Annotated in this window: 16 protein-coding genes; 3 read left to right on the forward strand and 13 right to left on the reverse strand. The window is 69.0% G+C overall.

From position 1 onward, the window contains the following. Positions 1–3 precede the first annotated feature (3 nt). The 6 genes from AB6806_RS16215 to AB6806_RS16240 are packed head-to-tail and all read right to left on the reverse strand — an operon-like array spanning position 4 to position 5925. Positions 4–816, reverse strand: coding sequence for a purine-nucleoside phosphorylase (locus AB6806_RS16215; RefSeq protein ID WP_370954940.1), 813 nt, complete (start codon positions 814–816; stop codon positions 4–6). 38 nt (positions 817–854) lie between these two features. After that, the gene (locus AB6806_RS16220; RefSeq protein WP_370954941.1) at positions 855–1265 is read right to left on the reverse strand and encodes a cytidine deaminase; all 411 of its coding nucleotides are present in this window, start codon (positions 1263–1265) and stop codon (positions 855–857) included. A 17-nt stretch (positions 1266–1282) separates the two neighbouring features. Further along, positions 1283–2257: an ABC transporter permease gene (locus AB6806_RS16225; RefSeq protein WP_370954942.1), complete on the reverse strand. Its 975-nt coding sequence runs from the start codon at positions 2255–2257 to the stop codon at positions 1283–1285. Next, positions 2257–3375, reverse strand: coding sequence for an ABC transporter permease (locus AB6806_RS16230; protein WP_142022347.1), 1119 nt, complete (start codon positions 3373–3375; stop codon positions 2257–2259). Before AB6806_RS16230 ends, AB6806_RS16225 begins: the two co-directional genes overlap by 1 nt. Then, the gene (locus AB6806_RS16235) at positions 3372–4901 is read right to left on the reverse strand and encodes an ABC transporter ATP-binding protein (RefSeq protein ID WP_142022348.1); all 1530 of its coding nucleotides are present in this window, start codon (positions 4899–4901) and stop codon (positions 3372–3374) included. Before AB6806_RS16235 ends, AB6806_RS16230 begins: the two co-directional genes overlap by 4 nt. 25 nt (positions 4902–4926) lie before the next feature. Then, the gene (locus AB6806_RS16240) at positions 4927–5925 is read right to left on the reverse strand and encodes a BMP family lipoprotein (RefSeq protein WP_113253544.1); all 999 of its coding nucleotides are present in this window, start codon (positions 5923–5925) and stop codon (positions 4927–4929) included. A gap of 163 nt (positions 5926–6088) precedes the next feature. On the opposite strand from AB6806_RS16240, the gene AB6806_RS16245 reads away from it, so the two are divergent. Continuing rightward, positions 6089–6871, forward strand: coding sequence for a HesA/MoeB/ThiF family protein (locus AB6806_RS16245; RefSeq protein ID WP_113253545.1), 783 nt, complete (start codon positions 6089–6091; stop codon positions 6869–6871). Positions 6872–7024: 153 nt separating this feature from the next. On the opposite strand, the gene gshB is transcribed toward AB6806_RS16245, so the two are convergent. The 3 genes from gshB to rsmI all read right to left on the reverse strand — a co-directional run bounded on the left by gshB (position 7025) and on the right by rsmI (position 9335). Next, positions 7025–7963 (reverse strand): glutathione synthase, encoded by a 939-nt coding sequence (gene gshB / locus AB6806_RS16250; protein ID WP_142022349.1) that lies wholly within the window; start codon positions 7961–7963, stop codon positions 7025–7027. A 71-nt stretch (positions 7964–8034) separates the two neighbouring features. Further along, positions 8035–8430 carry a YraN family protein gene (locus tag AB6806_RS16255; RefSeq protein WP_142022350.1) on the reverse strand — a complete coding sequence of 132 codons (396 nt, stop codon included), beginning with the start codon at positions 8428–8430 and terminating at the stop codon, positions 8035–8037. Continuing rightward, on the reverse strand, positions 8427–9335 hold the full coding sequence (gene rsmI, locus AB6806_RS16260) for a 16S rRNA (cytidine(1402)-2'-O)-methyltransferase (protein ID WP_142022351.1): 909 nt from the start codon (positions 9333–9335) through the stop codon (positions 8427–8429). Before rsmI ends, AB6806_RS16255 begins: the two co-directional genes overlap by 4 nt. Before the next feature lie 173 nt (positions 9336–9508). Between rsmI and AB6806_RS16265 the strand changes: the two genes are divergently transcribed. After that, positions 9509–10714 (forward strand): penicillin-binding protein activator, encoded by a 1206-nt coding sequence (locus AB6806_RS16265; protein ID WP_038364713.1) that lies wholly within the window; start codon positions 9509–9511, stop codon positions 10712–10714. 68 nt (positions 10715–10782) lie between these two features. On the opposite strand, the gene AB6806_RS16270 is transcribed toward AB6806_RS16265, so the two are convergent. After that, entirely contained in the window at positions 10783–11421 is a 639-nt protein-coding gene (locus tag AB6806_RS16270) for a thioredoxin family protein (protein WP_113253547.1), read from the reverse strand. Between the two features lie 21 nt (positions 11422–11442). Next, entirely contained in the window at positions 11443–13641 is a 2199-nt protein-coding gene (locus tag AB6806_RS16275) for a protein-disulfide reductase DsbD family protein (RefSeq protein ID WP_142022481.1), read from the reverse strand. A 187-nt stretch (positions 13642–13828) separates the two neighbouring features. Here AB6806_RS16275 and AB6806_RS16280 point away from each other — a divergent pair, with 187 nt between their 5' ends. Further along, entirely contained in the window at positions 13829–14677 is an 849-nt protein-coding gene (locus AB6806_RS16280; protein ID WP_038364714.1) for an SDR family NAD(P)-dependent oxidoreductase, read from the forward strand. Here the strand turns inward: AB6806_RS16280 and AB6806_RS16285 are convergent. Next, entirely contained in the window at positions 14674–15450 is a 777-nt protein-coding gene (locus tag AB6806_RS16285) for an ABC transporter ATP-binding protein (RefSeq protein ID WP_142022352.1), read from the reverse strand. The two genes, AB6806_RS16280 and AB6806_RS16285, sit on opposite strands and share 4 nt — an antisense overlap. Next, positions 15426–16178, reverse strand: coding sequence for an ABC transporter permease (locus AB6806_RS16290; RefSeq protein WP_038364715.1), 753 nt, complete (start codon positions 16176–16178; stop codon positions 15426–15428). The genes AB6806_RS16285 and AB6806_RS16290 overlap by 25 nt, the downstream gene beginning before the upstream one ends. Positions 16179–16181: the final 3 nt, after the last annotated feature.

The following is a 16181-nucleotide window of genomic DNA, read 5'->3' on the forward strand; positions in this document are numbered from 1 at the left end:
GGTTCAAAGCTCCGACAGGAAGGCGCGCAGCAGGCGGCGCAGCGAGCGCGAGGCCACCGCGGCGACATCGCGCGTCTCGCCGTGGTGAGGGGCGCCACCATGGAGGCCGGCGCCCATATTGGTGACGATGGACAGGCCGGCGACACGGAGATCGTAGCGCCGCGCCAGGATGACTTCCGGAACGGTCGACATGCCGACGAGATCGGCGCCGAGCGTCTTCGCCATGCGGATTTCCGCCGGCGTCTCGAAGCTCGGCCCGGTAAACCACATATAGACGCCCTCGCCCAACGGCACGATCGCGTTCGCCGCGGCGCGCTTCAGCCGCCCGCGCAGCAACGGATCATAGGCATCGACCATCGGCACGAAGCGGCCGTCGCCCCGATCGCCGACGAGCGGATTGGGGCCGTTGAGGTTGATGTGGTCGGTGATGAGCGCAAGGCTGCCCGGCCCCATCGAGGGCGAAAGCGAGCCGGCCGCATTGGTCAGGATCAGCGGCGGCGAGCCGAAGGCGGTGAGCAGGCCGAGCGGCACGCGCATCACCGCGGAATCGCCGCCTTCGTAATAATGGGCGCGGCCCTGATAGATCAGCACCTTGCGGTCGAACAGCGTGCCGTAGCAGAGCTGGCGGGCATGGCCGGACACCTCGCCATGCGGAAAGCCCGGAATATCGGCATAGGGAATCGTGACGGCGTCCTGCACATCGTCGACGATCGAGCCGAGCCCGGTGCCGAGCACCAGGGCGCATTCGATCGGGCCGTCGATCCCCCTGTCGATCAACACCGATGCCGCTTCGTCGAAAGCCGGATCGACCGCCATGCAAACCCTCTCCCGGCCGTCCATGCGGCCGCCGCAAATCACCGCGGCAAATTGGCCGGTCCGAAGGACGCTGGCAACAACTGCTCCAGCGTGAAACGCGCGCGGATGCCTTCGGGTCCGGCGATGGCGACCGGAGTCTCAGGGCTCGCAAATTCGCGGATGCGCTGGCGGCAGGCACCGCAGGGCGTGACCAGCTCGTCCCCCTCGCCAAAGACGAGGATGGCGCGGATCGCCGTGCCGCCGGCCGCGATCATCGCGGCGATGGCGCCGGCCTCGGCGCAGGTCCCGGCCGGATAGGCGGCGTTCTCGACATTGCAGCCGGCATGGACCGTGCCGTCATCGGCCAGCAGCGCCGCCCCGACCTTGAAGCGCGAATAGGGCGCGTAGGCGCGCGGCTGGAGGCGGGAAGCGGCTGCAAAGAGCGCGTCGAAATCGGGATCGGCGGCCAAGTCAGCGGTCCTTCATGTCAGCGTTCCTTGACATAGGGTATCCCGGAAGCCTTTGGCGGTGTCGCGCGGCCGATGAAGCCGGCGAGCAGGATAATGGTCATCAGATAGGGCAAAGCCTGGATCGCCTCCACCGGAACCAGCCCGATGCCCGGCAGCGTCACGCCCTGAAGCCTGATCGCGACCGCATCGAGCAGTCCGAAGAGCAGGCAGGCGCCGAGCGCCGGCCAGGGCCGCCAATTGGCGAAGATCACGGCTGCGAGCGCAACGAAGCCGCGCCCCGCCGTCATCTGCGGCAGGAAGCCGGCCGATTGCGCCACGGCGAGATAGGTGCCGCCGATGCCGCAGAGCAGCCCGCAGATCGCGACCGCCGCATAACGCAAGCCGGCCACCGAGATGCCGGCCGTATCGACGGCGGCGGGGTTCTCGCCGACGGCGCGGATGCGCAGGCCGAAGCGGCTGCGCCTCAGCACAAGCGCGGTGGCCAGCACGCAGAGAAAGGCGAGATAGGCCGGCGCGGCATGGCCGGAAACCACCTCGTCATAGAGAAGGCCGAGCACCGGCACATGCTCGCGCGCCCATGGGCCGAAGGGCAGCGACAATTCACCGAAGCGGGCGGCCCCTTCGAGCGGCGGCGTGCGCCCGCCCTGCCCGTACCAGGCATTGCCGAGGACGACGGTGAGCCCCGCCGCCAGCATGTTGATGGCGACGCCGGAGACGATCTGGTTGCCGCGCCAGGTGATGGCGGCGAAGCCGTGCAGCAGCGCCAGCAGGACCGAGGCAAGAATGCCGGCGCCCAGCCCCACCCAGGCCGAGCCGGTGGCGAGGGCCGCGACCGCAGCGGCGAAGGCGGCGATCAGCATCTTACCCTCGAGGCCGATATCGACGACGCCGGCCTTCTCCGACCAGAGCCCGGCAAGCGCCGCGCAGATCAGCGGGATCGAGAGCCGGACCATCGAATCGAGCACGACGGCAAGGGTCTGGAGCCACTCCATCAGCCGGCTGCCCCGCGACCGAGCGCCGTCGCCACCAGCCGGCGGAACAACCCGTCGAGCGCTCCGGCGAAGAGGATGAGCACGCCGCCGATCACCACCACCATGTCGCGGGTGATCGCCGGCTTGTCGAAGGAAAGCTCCGCCCCGCCCTGGTAGAGCACGCCGAAAAGCAGCGCCGCCAGGCCCACCCCGACCGGATGGCCGCGCCCCATCAGCGCGACGGCGATGCCGACGAAGCCGTAGCCCGCGGTGAAATCGAGCACCAGCCGGTGCTGCACGCCGAGCGCCTCATTGACCGCGAGTCCGCCGGCGAGCGCGCCCGAGATCGCCATGGCGATCATGGTGACCGCGGCGGGCGAGATCCCCGCATAAGCGGCGGCGCGGGGATTGGCCCCGACGGTGCGGATCGCATACCCCAGCCGCGTGCGCCAGATCAGCAACCAGACCGCGACCAGCGCCATCAGGGCGAGCAGGAAGGCGCTGTTGAGCGGCGTCGGCGGCAGCTTGATTCCGAGCGGTGCGAGGAGCTGGTGCATCGGCGTCAGCACGGCCTGTGCCGGGAAATCCGCTGTCTCGGGCTGCATCGAGCCGATCTTACCGATCACTTCGCGCAGCAGATAGACGATCAGCGTCGCGGCGACGAAGTTCAGCATGATCGTGGTGATGACGACATGGCTGCCGCGCTTCGCCTGCAGCCAGCCGGGGATGAAGGCGTAAGCCGCACCGCCCGCAGCCGCCGCGAGGATGGCGAGCGGCGCGGCGAGGAAGCCCGCCACGGAGAGGAAACCCGGCATGGCCGAGAGCGCCCCACAGGCCAGCGCCGCGCAGATGCCGGCGACGGTCGCCTGCCCCTCGCCACCGATATTGAACAGCCCGGCATGGAAGGCGACGGCGACGGCGAGCCCCGTGAAGATGAAGTTCGTCGCGTAGTAGAGCGTGAAGCCGATACCTTCCGCGCTGCCGAGCGCGCCGCGCAGCAGCAGCGCCGTCGCCTCCAGCGGGTTCTCCCCGATGCCGAGGACGACGAGGCCGGCGACCAGCAGGGCCGCCGCCACCGAGACGAGCGGCACCAGCGCAGTGTCGGCCCAGCGCGGCAGTTCGACCGGGGCGGCGCTCATGCGGCTTCGTCCGTGACGCCGGCCATCAGCAGGCCGAGATCGCGCTCATCCGCCGTTTCTGCTGCGCGTTCCCCCGTGATCCGACCACCGCAGAGGGCGATGATTCGGTCGGAGAGCGCCATCACCTCCTCGAGCTCGACCGAAACCAGCAGGATCGCGACGCCGGCATCGCGCAACTCGATCAGCCTGCGGTGGATGAACTCGATCGCGCCGATATCGACGCCGCGCGTCGGCTGGCCGACGAGCAGCACCTGCGGATGCCGCTCGATCTCGCGGGCGAGCACGATCTTCTGCTGGTTGCCGCCGGAGAATTTCGCGGTCTTCAGGGCGGGATCGGGCGGGCGCACGTCATAGGCCGCGAAGGCCGTCAGCGCATGCGCCTCGATCCGCGACGGCGACAGGAAGGGCCCGGTCCGGAAGGCCGGATCGCCCTGATAGCCGAGGATCGCGTTCTCCGCCGCGCTGAAGGCGGTGACGAGGCCGCTGCGATGGCGATCCTCCGGGATATGCATGAGACCGCGCTCGCGCAGCCGCGCCGGATGACGATCCGCCGCCGCGAGGATCTGGCCGCCCAGGCGAATGACGCCACGCGTGGGCTGGACCAGCCCGGCGAGCACCTCCAGCAACTCGCTCTGGCCGTTGCCGGCGACGCCGGCGATGCCCACGATCTCGCCGGCATGGAGGGTCAGGCTCACATCCCGCAGTGTCTCGGTGCCGCGCGCGTCGCGGCAGGACAGGCCGACCGCTTCGAGAACGGCAGCGCCGCGCTCGCGCGGCGGCTTCTCGACGCGCAGCAGTACGCGCCGGCCGACCATCGCCTCGGCCAGCGCCGGCGGCGAGGTTTCCGCCGTCCGGAACCCGGCGACCATCTCGCCGCGCCGCATCACCGAGACCGTGTCGGTGGCGTCCATGATCTCGCGCAGCTTGTGGGTGATCAGGATCACCGTCTTGCCCTGCGCCTTCAGCGCCCGGAGCAGGGCGAAGAGCTGATCGGCCTCGGCTGGGGTCAGCACGGCGGTCGGCTCGTCGAGGATCAGAATCTGCGCCCCGCGATAGAGCGCCTTCAGGATCTCGACGCGCTGCTGCAGGCCGACGGACAAATCGCCGACCGTGGCATCGGGGTCGATCGCGAGCCCGTATTCGCGCGACAGGCGGGCCAGTTCCGCCCGCGCCTTCGCCAGCCCGCCCTTGAGGCTGACCCCGCCCTCGGCGCCGAGCACGACGTTGTCGACGACGCTCAGCGTCTCGACCAGCATGAAATGCTGATGGACCATGCCGATGCCGGCCGCGATCGCATCGGCGGGGGAGCGGATGCGACGCGGCTCGCCCGCGATCCTGATCTCGCCGGCATCGGCCTCGTAGAAGCCGTAGAGGATCGACATCAGCGTCGATTTTCCGGCGCCGTTCTCGCCGACGATGCCGTGGATCGAGCCGGCCGCGACCGCAAGCGAAACGTCCCGGTTCGCCGCGACCGCGCCGAAGCGCTTGGAGATGCCGACGAGCTCGATCGCGGGAGGGGAAGGCACGAGGCTCAAGAGTGCGGCCCGCGCCTCACATCGTGCATTTCTGGTCGGACATGTAGTCGTGGACCTGGACCGTTCCGGCGATGATGGCGGCCTTGGCCTTCTCGGCGGCGGCCTTCATCTCGGGCGTGATCAGCGCCTTGTTGTTGTCGTCGAGCGCCCAGTCGATGCCGCCTTCCTTGAGGCCGAGCACGGAGATGCCGGGCTTCCAGGAGCCGTCGCGCGCCGCCATGAAGGAGTTGTAGGCGGCAACGTCGACGCGCTTGAGCATCGAGGTCAGGATCTTGCCGGGATGCAGCGCGTTCTGGTTGGAATCGACGCCGATGCCGAGCTTGCCGGCATCGGTCACGGCCCGGAGCACGCCGATGCCGGTGCCGCCGGCGGCGTGGTAGACGACGTCGGCGCCGCGGTCGATCTGCGACTTGGCGAGTTCGCCGCCCTTCACCGGGTCGTTCCAGGCTGAAGGCGTCGAGCCGGTCATGTTCTGGAAGATCTCGGCGCCGGGCTTGGCCGCCTTGACGCCCTGGATGTAGCCGCAGGCGAATTTGCGGATGAGCGGGATGTCCATGCCGCCGACGAAGCCGAGCTTGTCGGTCTTCGAGGCCATCGCCCCGAGCAGGCCCACAAGATAGGAGCCCTCATGCTCCTTAAAGACGATCGACTGCACGTTGGGCAGCTCGACCACCATGTCGATGATGGTGAATTTCAGGTCCGGGAACTCGGCCGCGACCTTCTGCAGCGCGGTCGCCTGCGAGAAGCCCACCGCGATGATCGGCGAATTGCCGTCACGGGCGAAGCGGCGCAGGGCCTGCTCGATCTGCGCATCGTTCGTCGGCTCGAAATCGCGGAACTCGACGCCGGTTTCCTTCCTGAACTTGTCGGCGCCGATGAAGACGCCCTCGTTGAAGGATTTGTCGAACTTGCCGCCCTTGTCGTAGACGATCGCCGGCTTGATCGGCTGCTGCGCGAAAGCCGCCGCCGAAAACACCATGCCGGCCAGCGCCGCCGCGAAAGAACCCAAACGCATCGCATAGTCCCCTGTTGAAGCCGGGTGCCGTTAGCCGGCCCTCGATGGTGCCACGATGACATGGCTCGGCGGCGCGGCCAAGCTGGCGATGAGGTCAACTCTTTCGCAGGCGCGGCAACGCGATGCGATTGCCGAAGAAGGCCATCCGGTCCTATTCTGGGAGATGATGCTGAACGACGACGAGATCGAGCGCTATGCGCGCCATATCGTCCTGCCGGAGATCGGCGGGCCGGGGCAGCAGAAGCTGAAGAACGCCCGCGTGCTGGTCGTCGGCGCCGGCGGGCTCGGCGCGCCGCTGATCCAGTATCTGGCCGCGGCCGGCATCGGCAAGATCGGCATCGTCGACGACGACGTGGTCTCGCTCTCGAACCTGCAGCGCCAGACCATCTTCACCACCGACGACATCGGCAAGCGCAAGGCCGTGGCGGCCGCGAACTTCATCCGCCGGCTCAACCCGAATGTCGTGGTCGAGGAGCATGTCACCCGCATCGACCCGCACAATGCCCGCGCGATGATCGCCTTCTACGATGTCGTCGCCGAGGGTTCGGACAGTTTCGCCACGCGCTATGCCGTCTCCGACGCCTGTTTCCACGAGCACAGGCCGGTGGTGATGGGGGCGCTCGGCCGCTTCGACGGCTCGCTGACCACGATCCGCGCCCATGAAACCGGCCCGGACGGGCGGCCGAACCCGACCTGGCGCTGCCTGTTCCCGGATGCGCCGCCGCCGGGCGCGATCCCGACCTGCGCGGAGGCCGGCGTGCTGGGCGCGCTGCCCGGCATCATCGGCTCGCTGATGGCGCTGGAGGTCGTGCGTGCCGTCACCGGCTTCGGCGAACCGCTGGTCGGCAAGCTCCTGCTGGTCGATTCGCTGACGATGCGCTTCGAGACGCTGCGCTATGGCTGGGACGAGACGAACCCGCTGAACGGGACGAACGTCGCGGCCTGAACGCCATCAATTAACGGCGCCGTGATCCCGGACAAGCCGCAAAGCGGCGCCGATCCGGGATCCATTCCGGAGCGCTTCCGGCCGAGATTCAGGCACGGATCCCGGGTCTGCGCTTCGCCCGGGATGGCCATGTCAGAGGTCTAAGGGAACCTCTCAGCGTTTCGCTTGGATCACATCCCAGAGCTGCGCCGCCAGGTCCGGCCCGCCCAGCTTCTTGATGGCGCGCACGCCGGTCGGGGCGGTGACGTTGATCTCGGTGAGCTTGCCGTGGATCACGTCGATGCCGACCAGCAGCAGGCCGCGCCGGCTGAGCTCGGGGCCGATCGCCTCGCAGATCGCGAGCTCCTGCTTCGACAGATCGGTCGGCCGCGCCGCGCCGCCGCGCACCATGTTGGCGCGGAGATCGCCGACCGCCGGCACGCGATTGACCGCGCCCGCCGCCTTGCCGTCGATCAGGATGATGCGCTTGTCGCCTTCCGTGACCTCCTTGATGAAGCCCTGCACCACCCAGGGCTCACGGAAGAGATTGCTGAACAGGTCGAAGAGCGAGCCGAAATTCGGATCGCCCTTGCCGGTCTTGAACACGGTCGCGCCGCCATGGCCGTAGAGCGGCTTCATGACGATCTCGCCGTACTCGTCGCGGAAGGCCTCGATCTCGGCCCTGTCGCGGGTGATCAGCGTCGGCGGCATCAGCTCGGGGAAATGGGTGACGAAGATCTTCTCGGGCGCGTTGCGCACCTCGGCCGGGTTGTTGACCACCAGTGTTTTGGGGTGGATGCGCTCCAGCATATGGGTGGTGGTGACATAGGCCATGTCGAAGGGCGGGTCCTGCCGGAGCAGCACGACGTCGAGCTGGGAAAGGTCGACCTTCTCCTCGGCCCCCAGAGTGAAATGATCGCCCTCGACGTCGCGCACCGTGACCGGGCGGATCGGCGCCGTGACCTTGCCGTCGCGCAGCGAGAGCTTGTCGGGGGTGTAGGTGTAGAGCGTGTGGCCGCGCGCCTGCGCTTCCAGCATCAGGGCGAAGCCGGTATCGCCGGCGATCCGGATGCGCTCGATCGGGTCCATCTGGATGGCGACGGAGAGAGTCATGGGCGGGCTTCCTGTTGCGGCCCGTTCTTATCGGGCTGCCGGTCGGGTTCCTGCAAGTAGGTGGCCCTGCGTCACAGGACAAGCGCGAAGGCGGCCGGCACATGGCGCGGCCAGCGCCAGGGCGCCAGGAAGACCGCATCGGCCCTGAGATCGTAGCCCATCGCCCAGGGGTTGCGGGCGAGCCATTGCCGGACGCGCCGCTCGACGAGGCGCTGCTTTTCCGTTGTCACGGCCGTGAGCGCATCCTCGATTCGGCCGCGCGCCTTGACCTCGACGAAAGCGACGGTGCGCCCGCGCCGCATGACGATATCGATCTCGCCGCCCTTGCCGCCGAAGCGCCGCTCCAGCAGCCAATAGCCCTTCGCCATCAGCCAGAGGATGGCGAGCCATTCCGCCCGACGGCCCGAAAGGCCGGAACGCCGCGCCCGGCGGCTGCGCAATGCCGAGCGCGTCGCAGGTTCTGTCACGGATCGTCGCGGGTGAGTTCGAGGGCGCGCGCATAGACCTTGCGGCGCGGCTGGCCGGTCTCCGCCGCGACCTGCGCCACCGCCTCCTTCAGCGAGACCTTCGCCAGCGCCGCGCGCAGCCGTTCATCGATCGCCTCGTCGCTGGGAACGAGATCGACGGCGCCCGGCGGGCCGATGATGACGACGATCTCGCCGCGCGCCTCCTCCTGCGTCTCGTAATGCGCGGCCAGCTCGGGGAGGGTGCCGCGCCTGACCGTTTCGTAGAACTTGGTCAGTTCGCGCGCGACCGCCCCCGGCCTTGCGCCCAACACAGCGGCGGCATCGGCCAGCATCTCGGCGAGACGACGGGGCGATTCGAAGAAGACCAGCGTGCCGGGAATGGCGGCGAGCTCGGTCAGCCGGGTGCGGCGCCCTCCCGATTTTGGCGGCAGGAAGCCCTCGAAGAAGAAGCGGTCGGTCGGCAATCCGGCCAGCACCAGCGCCGCCAGCACGGCGGAGGGGCCGGGAATACCCGTAACCGGCAGGCCTTCCGCCACCAGTTCGGCCACGAGCTTGTAGCCGGGATCGGAAACGAGCGGCGTCCCGGCATCCGAGATCAAAGCGAGCTTGCCGCCTTCGCGCAGCTTCGCCAGCACCTTCGGGCGCATCTGCGCGGCGTTGTGCTCGTGATAGGGCAGGAGCGGCGTCGAGATGCCGTAATGCGCCAGCAGCGTCTTCGAGGTGCGGGTGTCCTCGGCCAGGACCGCATCGGCGGCGGCGAGCGTCGCGAGCGCCCGGAAGGAGATGTCGCGCAGGTTTCCGATCGGCGTCGCGACGATGTGCAGCCCCGGTGACAGCGGCTCGGCCTCGGCCTTGAGACCGAAGGCGGTGTAGCTGGCGGGGCGGGGCGGAGCGGCGTTCGACATGGCCGCAAGCTGCCACAGCGCCCCCGGCCGCGCCATGGCGTGCGTGCGACGGGCCCGATGCAACCCATAGTTAACAACTTGAAAATAGCATGTGGCACTGGCACGAGAGTCCCGCGGGGGGACTGTATCACCGGGCAAGGCTTTGCCGGCCCGGTCACGACTGGAGATCGCCCGTGTTGCACCATCGGCACTTCGTACCGGTTCTGCGGTTCAAGGCGGGCGCGCTGGCCGTCTCCCTGTCCTTGCTGCTCGCGAGCTGCAGCGGTGGCCCCGCCGGCCTGCCGGGCTTCGACGGCCCCGCCTCGACGGAACCGGCCGCGCCAAGCGGCCAGACCATCGGCACCGGCAAGGTCAAGGTCGGCCTCATCCTGCCGCTCGGCGCCGAAGGCCAGGGCGGCGTGGTCGGCAATTCACTCAAGAACGCCGCCGAGATGGCCCTGGCCGAATTCCCCAACGCGGACCTGACGCTGCTGGTCAAGGACGACCGCGGCACGCCGGAAGGCGCGCGCGCCGCGGCGCAGGAAGCGATCTCGGAAGGCGCAGAACTCATCATCGGGCCGCTCTTCGCCCCGACCGTGCAGGCGGCGGGACAGGTGGCGCGGGCGGCCAACCGGCCGGTCATCGCCTTCTCCAGCGATTCCAACGTGGCCTCGCGCGGCGTCTATCTGCTCTCCTTCCCGCCCGAGAACGACGTCAACCGCGTCATCGCCTATGCCGCGCAGCAGGGCCGCAAATCCTTCGCCGCGCTGCTGCCCGACACCGCCTATGGCAAGGTCGTCGAGGCCGCCTTCCAGCAGGCGGTGGCGGCACGCGGCGCCCGCGTCGCGGCGATCGAGCATTTCGGCTCCGACCCGGCCGCGATGCGCACAGCCGTCCAGCGCCTGATGCCCTCGCTGCAGCAGGCGGATGCGCTCTTCGTTCCGGCCGCGGCCGATGCGATGCCCGCCCTCGGGCAGGCGCTGCAGCAGGCCGGCTTCGACCCGCGCAAGGTGAAGCCGCTCGGCACCGGCGTCTGGAACGACAGCGGCATCGCACAGGTGCAGGCGATCCAGGGCGGCTGGTTCGCCTCGCCCGACACGGCCGGGTTCAACGCTTTCGCGGGACGCTACCAGCAGCGCTTCAACAGCAGCCCGACCCGCACCGCGACCCTCTCCTACGACGCGGTTTCGCTGGCGGCGGCACTGGCGCGCACGCAAGGCTCGCAACGCTTCTCCGAGGCGGTGCTGACCAATGCCTCGGGCTTCGCAGGAGCCGACGGCGTCTTCCGCTTCCGGCCGGACGGGCAGGTCGAGCGCGGGCTCGCGGTGCTCGAACTGCGCAACGGCCAGATCGTCACGATCAACGCCGCGCCGCGCGATCTCGGCCCGCGTTCGCAGTAGCCTGCTGCCGTATCGACAAAAAAGGCCGGGCAAATGCCCGGCCTTTTGCATTTGAGCGCTGACAGAGCTCAGCTCGCCGGCGCGTATTTCACTGCGCAGCCATAAGCCTTGGTGCTGGCCTCGGAGACCGGCTTGCCGGCCTTCAGCTCGGCGACCGCCTGCCGGACATAGCTCTTCGCGCCATTGAGGCTCGCGGGGTTCGAGGACGGCTTGTCGTCGATCGCACCCATATAGGCGAGCGTGCCCTTGGGATCGATGATGTACATGTGCGGCGTGGTCTGGGCGCCATAAGCGCGCGCCACCTGGCTCTTCGGGTCGAGCAGGATGCCGGCGGGGGCGGCGTCGCGCTGGACGGTCAGCTCCTTCGCCTTCGCCGCCTCGACATAGCCCTGCTCGCCGGGCGGCGAGGAGATCACCGAGAGCCAGACGATGCCCTCCTTGGCCATGTCCTTCTGCAACGTCTGCATGGTGGCGCTGTTGTAGTGCTTGCGGACATAGGGGCAGTCGTGATTGGTCCATTCGAGGATCACGGTCTTGCCGGCGAATTCCTGGAGATTGCGGGTCTTGCCGTCGATATCGACCGCCTGGAAGGCCGGCGCGGGCTGGCCGACGCGGGCGGCGCCTTCAGCGAAGGCCGCACCGGTCGTGAGCGAAAACCCGGCAAGAGCGAGGCCGGCGATGAAAGTCTGTCTGGTCAGGCTTTTCATGTCTGTCTCCCTGGTTGGAATCTACGGCGTGTTGGCCGCGGTCTTATCCCGGCCCGCCGCGCGTTCGGCGGCCGCGATCACGGCATCCGGCGTCAGGAGCTGCGGCAGGATCTCGGCCTGCCCGTCCTTGCGCGCCGGATAGAACAGATAGAGCGGCACGCCGGCGCGTCCCTGCTCGGCCAGCGCCTGGGCGATGCGGGAATCGCGGTTGGTCCAGTCCGCCTTGAGATAGGTGACGCCGAGCCTGGCAAAAGCATCCTTCACCTCCTGCCGCGAGAGCGCGACGCGCTCATTGGCGAGGCAGGTGATACACCAGGCGGCGGTGAAATTGACGAAGACCGGCTTGCCCTGCGCCTGCAGGGTGGCGACGCGCTCAGGGCTCCAGGCCTGGATATCCCCGGCCCGCGCCTCCGCATTGGTGCCCGGCACGGCGTTCTCGACCGTGAACCAGCCGGCGCCGAGCGCGACCAGCACGGCCAGCACAGTCCCGAAGGCGCGGCGCGGCAGGGAGCCACGGGTGACGCCGACGAGCCAGACGACGAAACCCGCCGCCAGCACGGCGACCAGCGCCGCCAGCACGCCCTGCGGGCCGGTCTGGACCGAAGCGACCCAGATCAGCCAGATCGCGGTCGCGAACATCGGGAAGGCGAAGGCCTGCTTCAGCACCAGCATCCAGCGGCCGGGCTTCGGCAGCAGCCTGAGCAGGCCCGGCGCGAAGGAGAGCGCCACCACCGGCAGAGCGAAGCCGAGGGCCAGCGCCATGAAGACCGAGAGCGCGACCGCCGGCGGTTGCGTCACCGCATAGCCCATCGCCGCGCCCATGAAGGGCGCCGTGCAGGGCGTGGCGACGACGACGGCGAGCACGCCGGTCATGAAGGCGCCGAGGCGCCCGCCCCGGCTGGCGAGCCCGTCACCGAGGCCGACCACCGAGCCGCCGATCTCGAAGGCGCCGATCAGATTGAGCCCGATCAGCACCATCACCACGGTAAGCGCGATCACCAGCAGCGGCGACTGGAGCTGGAAACCCCAGCCGACGCTACCGCCGAGCGCACCCAGCGCAATGACGGCTCCGGCCAGCACCAGGAAGGTCAGCAGCACGCCGCAGAGGAAGATCAGGCCCTGCTCACGCGTCTCAGTGCGGCTGCGATGCGCCGTCTGGGCGAAGCCGAGCGCCTTGATGAACAGCACCGGCAGCACGCAGGGCATCAGGTTGAGGATGAGACCGCCGGCGAAGGCGAAGGCCAATGCGGCGAGCAGCGTGAGGTCGGCGCCTTCCGCCGGGACGGGAATCCGCACGACCGCCGGGCGGGGCGCGTTGGAACCGGTCTCGGCCGCTTTGGAGACCAGCGCAGGATCGGCATCGGCCACCAGCGTCAGCGCACGCGGCACGCCATCCTGCCTGAAGGTCAGGACGCCGGAGATATCAGGCTGCTCCAGCTTGAAGGCACTGGAGCGGGTCAGCGTCAGGCCCGGCACATCGCCGGCTTTCATGGGCTGGTCGGCGGCGTGCTCGATCAGCGTGTCGGAGATCGGAAAGAAGCGCAGATCGCTCGCGCCGGCCGGAAGGCCGGGCAGTGCCAAGGCGAGGTTGTCGCCATCGGCACTCAGCCTGCCACGGAAGCCGGCCGGCTTCGGCAGGGCGGCGAGCGCTGCATCGATGCGCTGCTGCGCCGCCTCATCGACTGCGCTTGCCGCGCCGACGGCCAGGTCGAGCGTGAAGCTGCCTTCCTCGGGAATGCAGATCTTTTCGCAGACCAGCCAGGTCGCGTTCGCCTTGAGCGAAAAGGTCTCGCCGGGCCTGGCATCGGCCGGCACGGTGATCTCGACCGGCAGCACGACCTCGCCCTCGAAGCCGAAATTGACCAGCGGATCGACCCGGATCGCGCGCGGCGCCGGCCAGGCGATATCGCCGGCCTTGGCGCCGGCCGGCAGATCCCACTGGATCTGCGTCGGTTCGCCGGAATCGCCGGGGTTCAGCCAATAGGTATGCCAGTGCGGGGCAAGCTTCTGGGTCAGCGCCGCGTGGAAGCGCTCGCCGGGCGCAACCGTGTCGCGGCTCGACAGCAGGGTCGCGGTGACACGCTGGGAGGTAACGGGCGCCGATTCGGCCGCAAGCGCCGCGCCCGGCAACGCCAGCCCCAGAGCCAGCAGGGCGCCGGTCAGAAACCGCCGGGCCGAAACGCCGGGTCCCCTGTCAGGTCTTTCGGAATACGGCGCCATCATCCCACTTCTGTCTGATATCATCGGTCCCAGATGCCTCAAACGACCCGTTCATGCCAATGACAAGGCGGTGAGGCAGTGTCTCGGGCGATCCTGCGCCATCGCGCCGCCGCCCGCAGCGCGCCATGATGTCGCCGCGCACCACTCCTTATCTCCCGCCTCCGCTGAAATCGCGAGATCCGAGACCATGACGATCCACCCCGCCCTCATCGCCGCCAATACGGCCGTCATCACCGGCGGCGCCTCCGGCATCGGCTTCGCCGCCGCCCGCGCCTTCGCCGGCCTCGGCATGAGGGTCGCCATCGCCGACAGCGACGAGGAAGGGTTGAAGGCCGCCGGGCAGGTGCTCGCCACGCTGGTCGGCGAGCACAACGTGCTGGCGGTCGCGACCGATGTCTCGCATCGCGAGGAGGTCGCGGCGCTGCAGGAGAAGGTGCTCGCTCGCTTCGGGCGCGTGCATGTGCTGATGAACAATGCCGGGATGCAGCAGGGCAGCGGCATTTTCGGCCCGGCTGAGACGTGGGAACGCACCCTCGCGGTCAATCTCGGCGGCATCGTCAACGGCACGCAGATCTTCGGGCCGGGCATGGTCGCCCATGGCGCGCCGGCGCTGATCGTCAACACCGGCTCGAAGCAGGGCATCACCACGCCGCCGGGCAACCCGGCCTATAACGTCTCGAAGGCCGGCGTGAAGGTCTTCACCGAGGCGCTGGCGCATGAACTCCGCAACACCGAAGGCTGCAAGGTCAGCGCCCATCTGCTGATCCCCGGCTTCGTCTTCACGCCGCTGACGGCGCGCGGGCGCGTCGAGAAGCCGGAGGGTGCCTGGACACCGGAGCAGACCGTCGATTTCATGCTGGAGCGGCTGAAGGCCGGCGACTTCTACATCCTCTGCCCGGATGACGAGACGACGCGCACCCTCGACGAGAAGCGCATGGCCTGGGCGATGGGCGACATCATCGAGAACCGCCCGCCGCTCTCGCGCTGGCACAAGGATTATGGCGAGGCGTTCAAGGCGTTCGTCGCGAAGACCTAGATCGCCGCACCGTCCGTCACGATGTCCGCGCCGAGCCCCTGCCGGACGGCGCGGACGATCTCGGCCTCCGCCGCCGCGCCACGCCTGCGCGGACGGGCGGCGTCGATGCGGTGCTCGGCGATGATCTGGCCGGGCGCGCCCGAGAGGATCACGACACGGTCGGCGAGATAGGCGGCCTCGTCGATGTCATGGGTGACGAAGAGCACGGTCTTGCCGGTGCGCTGCCAGACGCGGATCAATTCGTCCTGCAGGTTCTCGCGCGTCAGGGCGTCGAGCGCCGAGAAGGGCTCGTCCATCAGCAGGATTTCCGGCTCGACCGCGAGCGCACGCGCCAGCGAGACGCGCTGGCGCTGGCCGCCGGAGAGCTGATGCGGCCAGCGTTGCGCGAGCCCGCCCAACCCGACGAGATCGAGCATCTCCTGTGCCTTCTTCAGGCGCTCGCCACGCGATGTCCGGCCTTCCAGGCCGAAGCCGACATTGGAAATCACCTTGCGCCAGGGCAGGAGCCGCGAATCCTGGAAGACCAGGGAGACAGGGCGACGCGCATTGTCCTTCGCGTGGATGACGACCTCGCCGCCGCTCGGCTTCGCAAGGCCCGCGATGACGCGCAGCAGGGTCGACTTGCCGACGCCGGAGGGGCCGACGATGGCGAGGAACTCGCCGCGCCCGACCTTCAGGTCGAGCTTGCGCAGCACTTCGGTCTGTTCGCCGTCGCGGGTGAAGGTCAGCGACAGGCTCTTGATCTCGATCACGCTTTCCAACGCAGCACCCATCTCTGGAAGGCGACGAAGGCCGTGTCGAGCAGCCCGTAGAGCGCCGCCATCGTCAGCATGTAGACCACGACGATGTCGGTCGCGAGCAGGCTGGACGCCTGCATCATGCGCTGGCCGACGCCGGCGACGCCGAAGATCTCGGCCGCGACCACCGCCATCCAGGCCTGGCCGAGCGCCGTGCGAAAACCGACGAGGATGCCCGGCATCGCCGCCGGCAGCAGGATCTTGAACAGGCGCTGCCAGGGCGAGCGGAAGCCGAAGGCGTCCGCCACCTCGACGAGGTCGCGGTCGACACCGCGGATCGCGCCCTGCGCCGCGAAGAAACTGATCCAGAACACGCCGATGGCGATGATGAAGACCGCCGCGCCCGGTGTGACGCCAAACCAGATGATGGCGAAGGGCACCCAGGCGAGGCCGGGCACGGGCCGCAGCACGCGCACGACCCAGGCCGTCGCCTCCTCGGCAATCCGCGACATGCCGACGAGCACGCCGAGCGCGATGCCGAGGCCCGCTCCGACGAAGAGCCCGACGAAATAATGCCAGAGCGAGCCGAGGATCGCCGCGAGCCAGGCGCCCGAGGACACCTCGCGCATGAAGGCCTTGGGCAGCGCGCTCGGCGGCGGCAGGAAGGCGGGGTTCACCCAGCCGAAATAGGGCACCGCCTCCCAGATCAGCAGGAAGGCGATCAAGCCCAGAAGGGCAAGGGCCGGAGCCCGAAGTCTCTTCACAGT

Origin of the sequence: Allobosea sp. RCC_152_1 (genome assembly GCF_041360765.1) — a bacterium.
GTDB lineage: Bacteria > Pseudomonadota > Alphaproteobacteria > Rhizobiales > Beijerinckiaceae > Allobosea > Allobosea spartocytisi.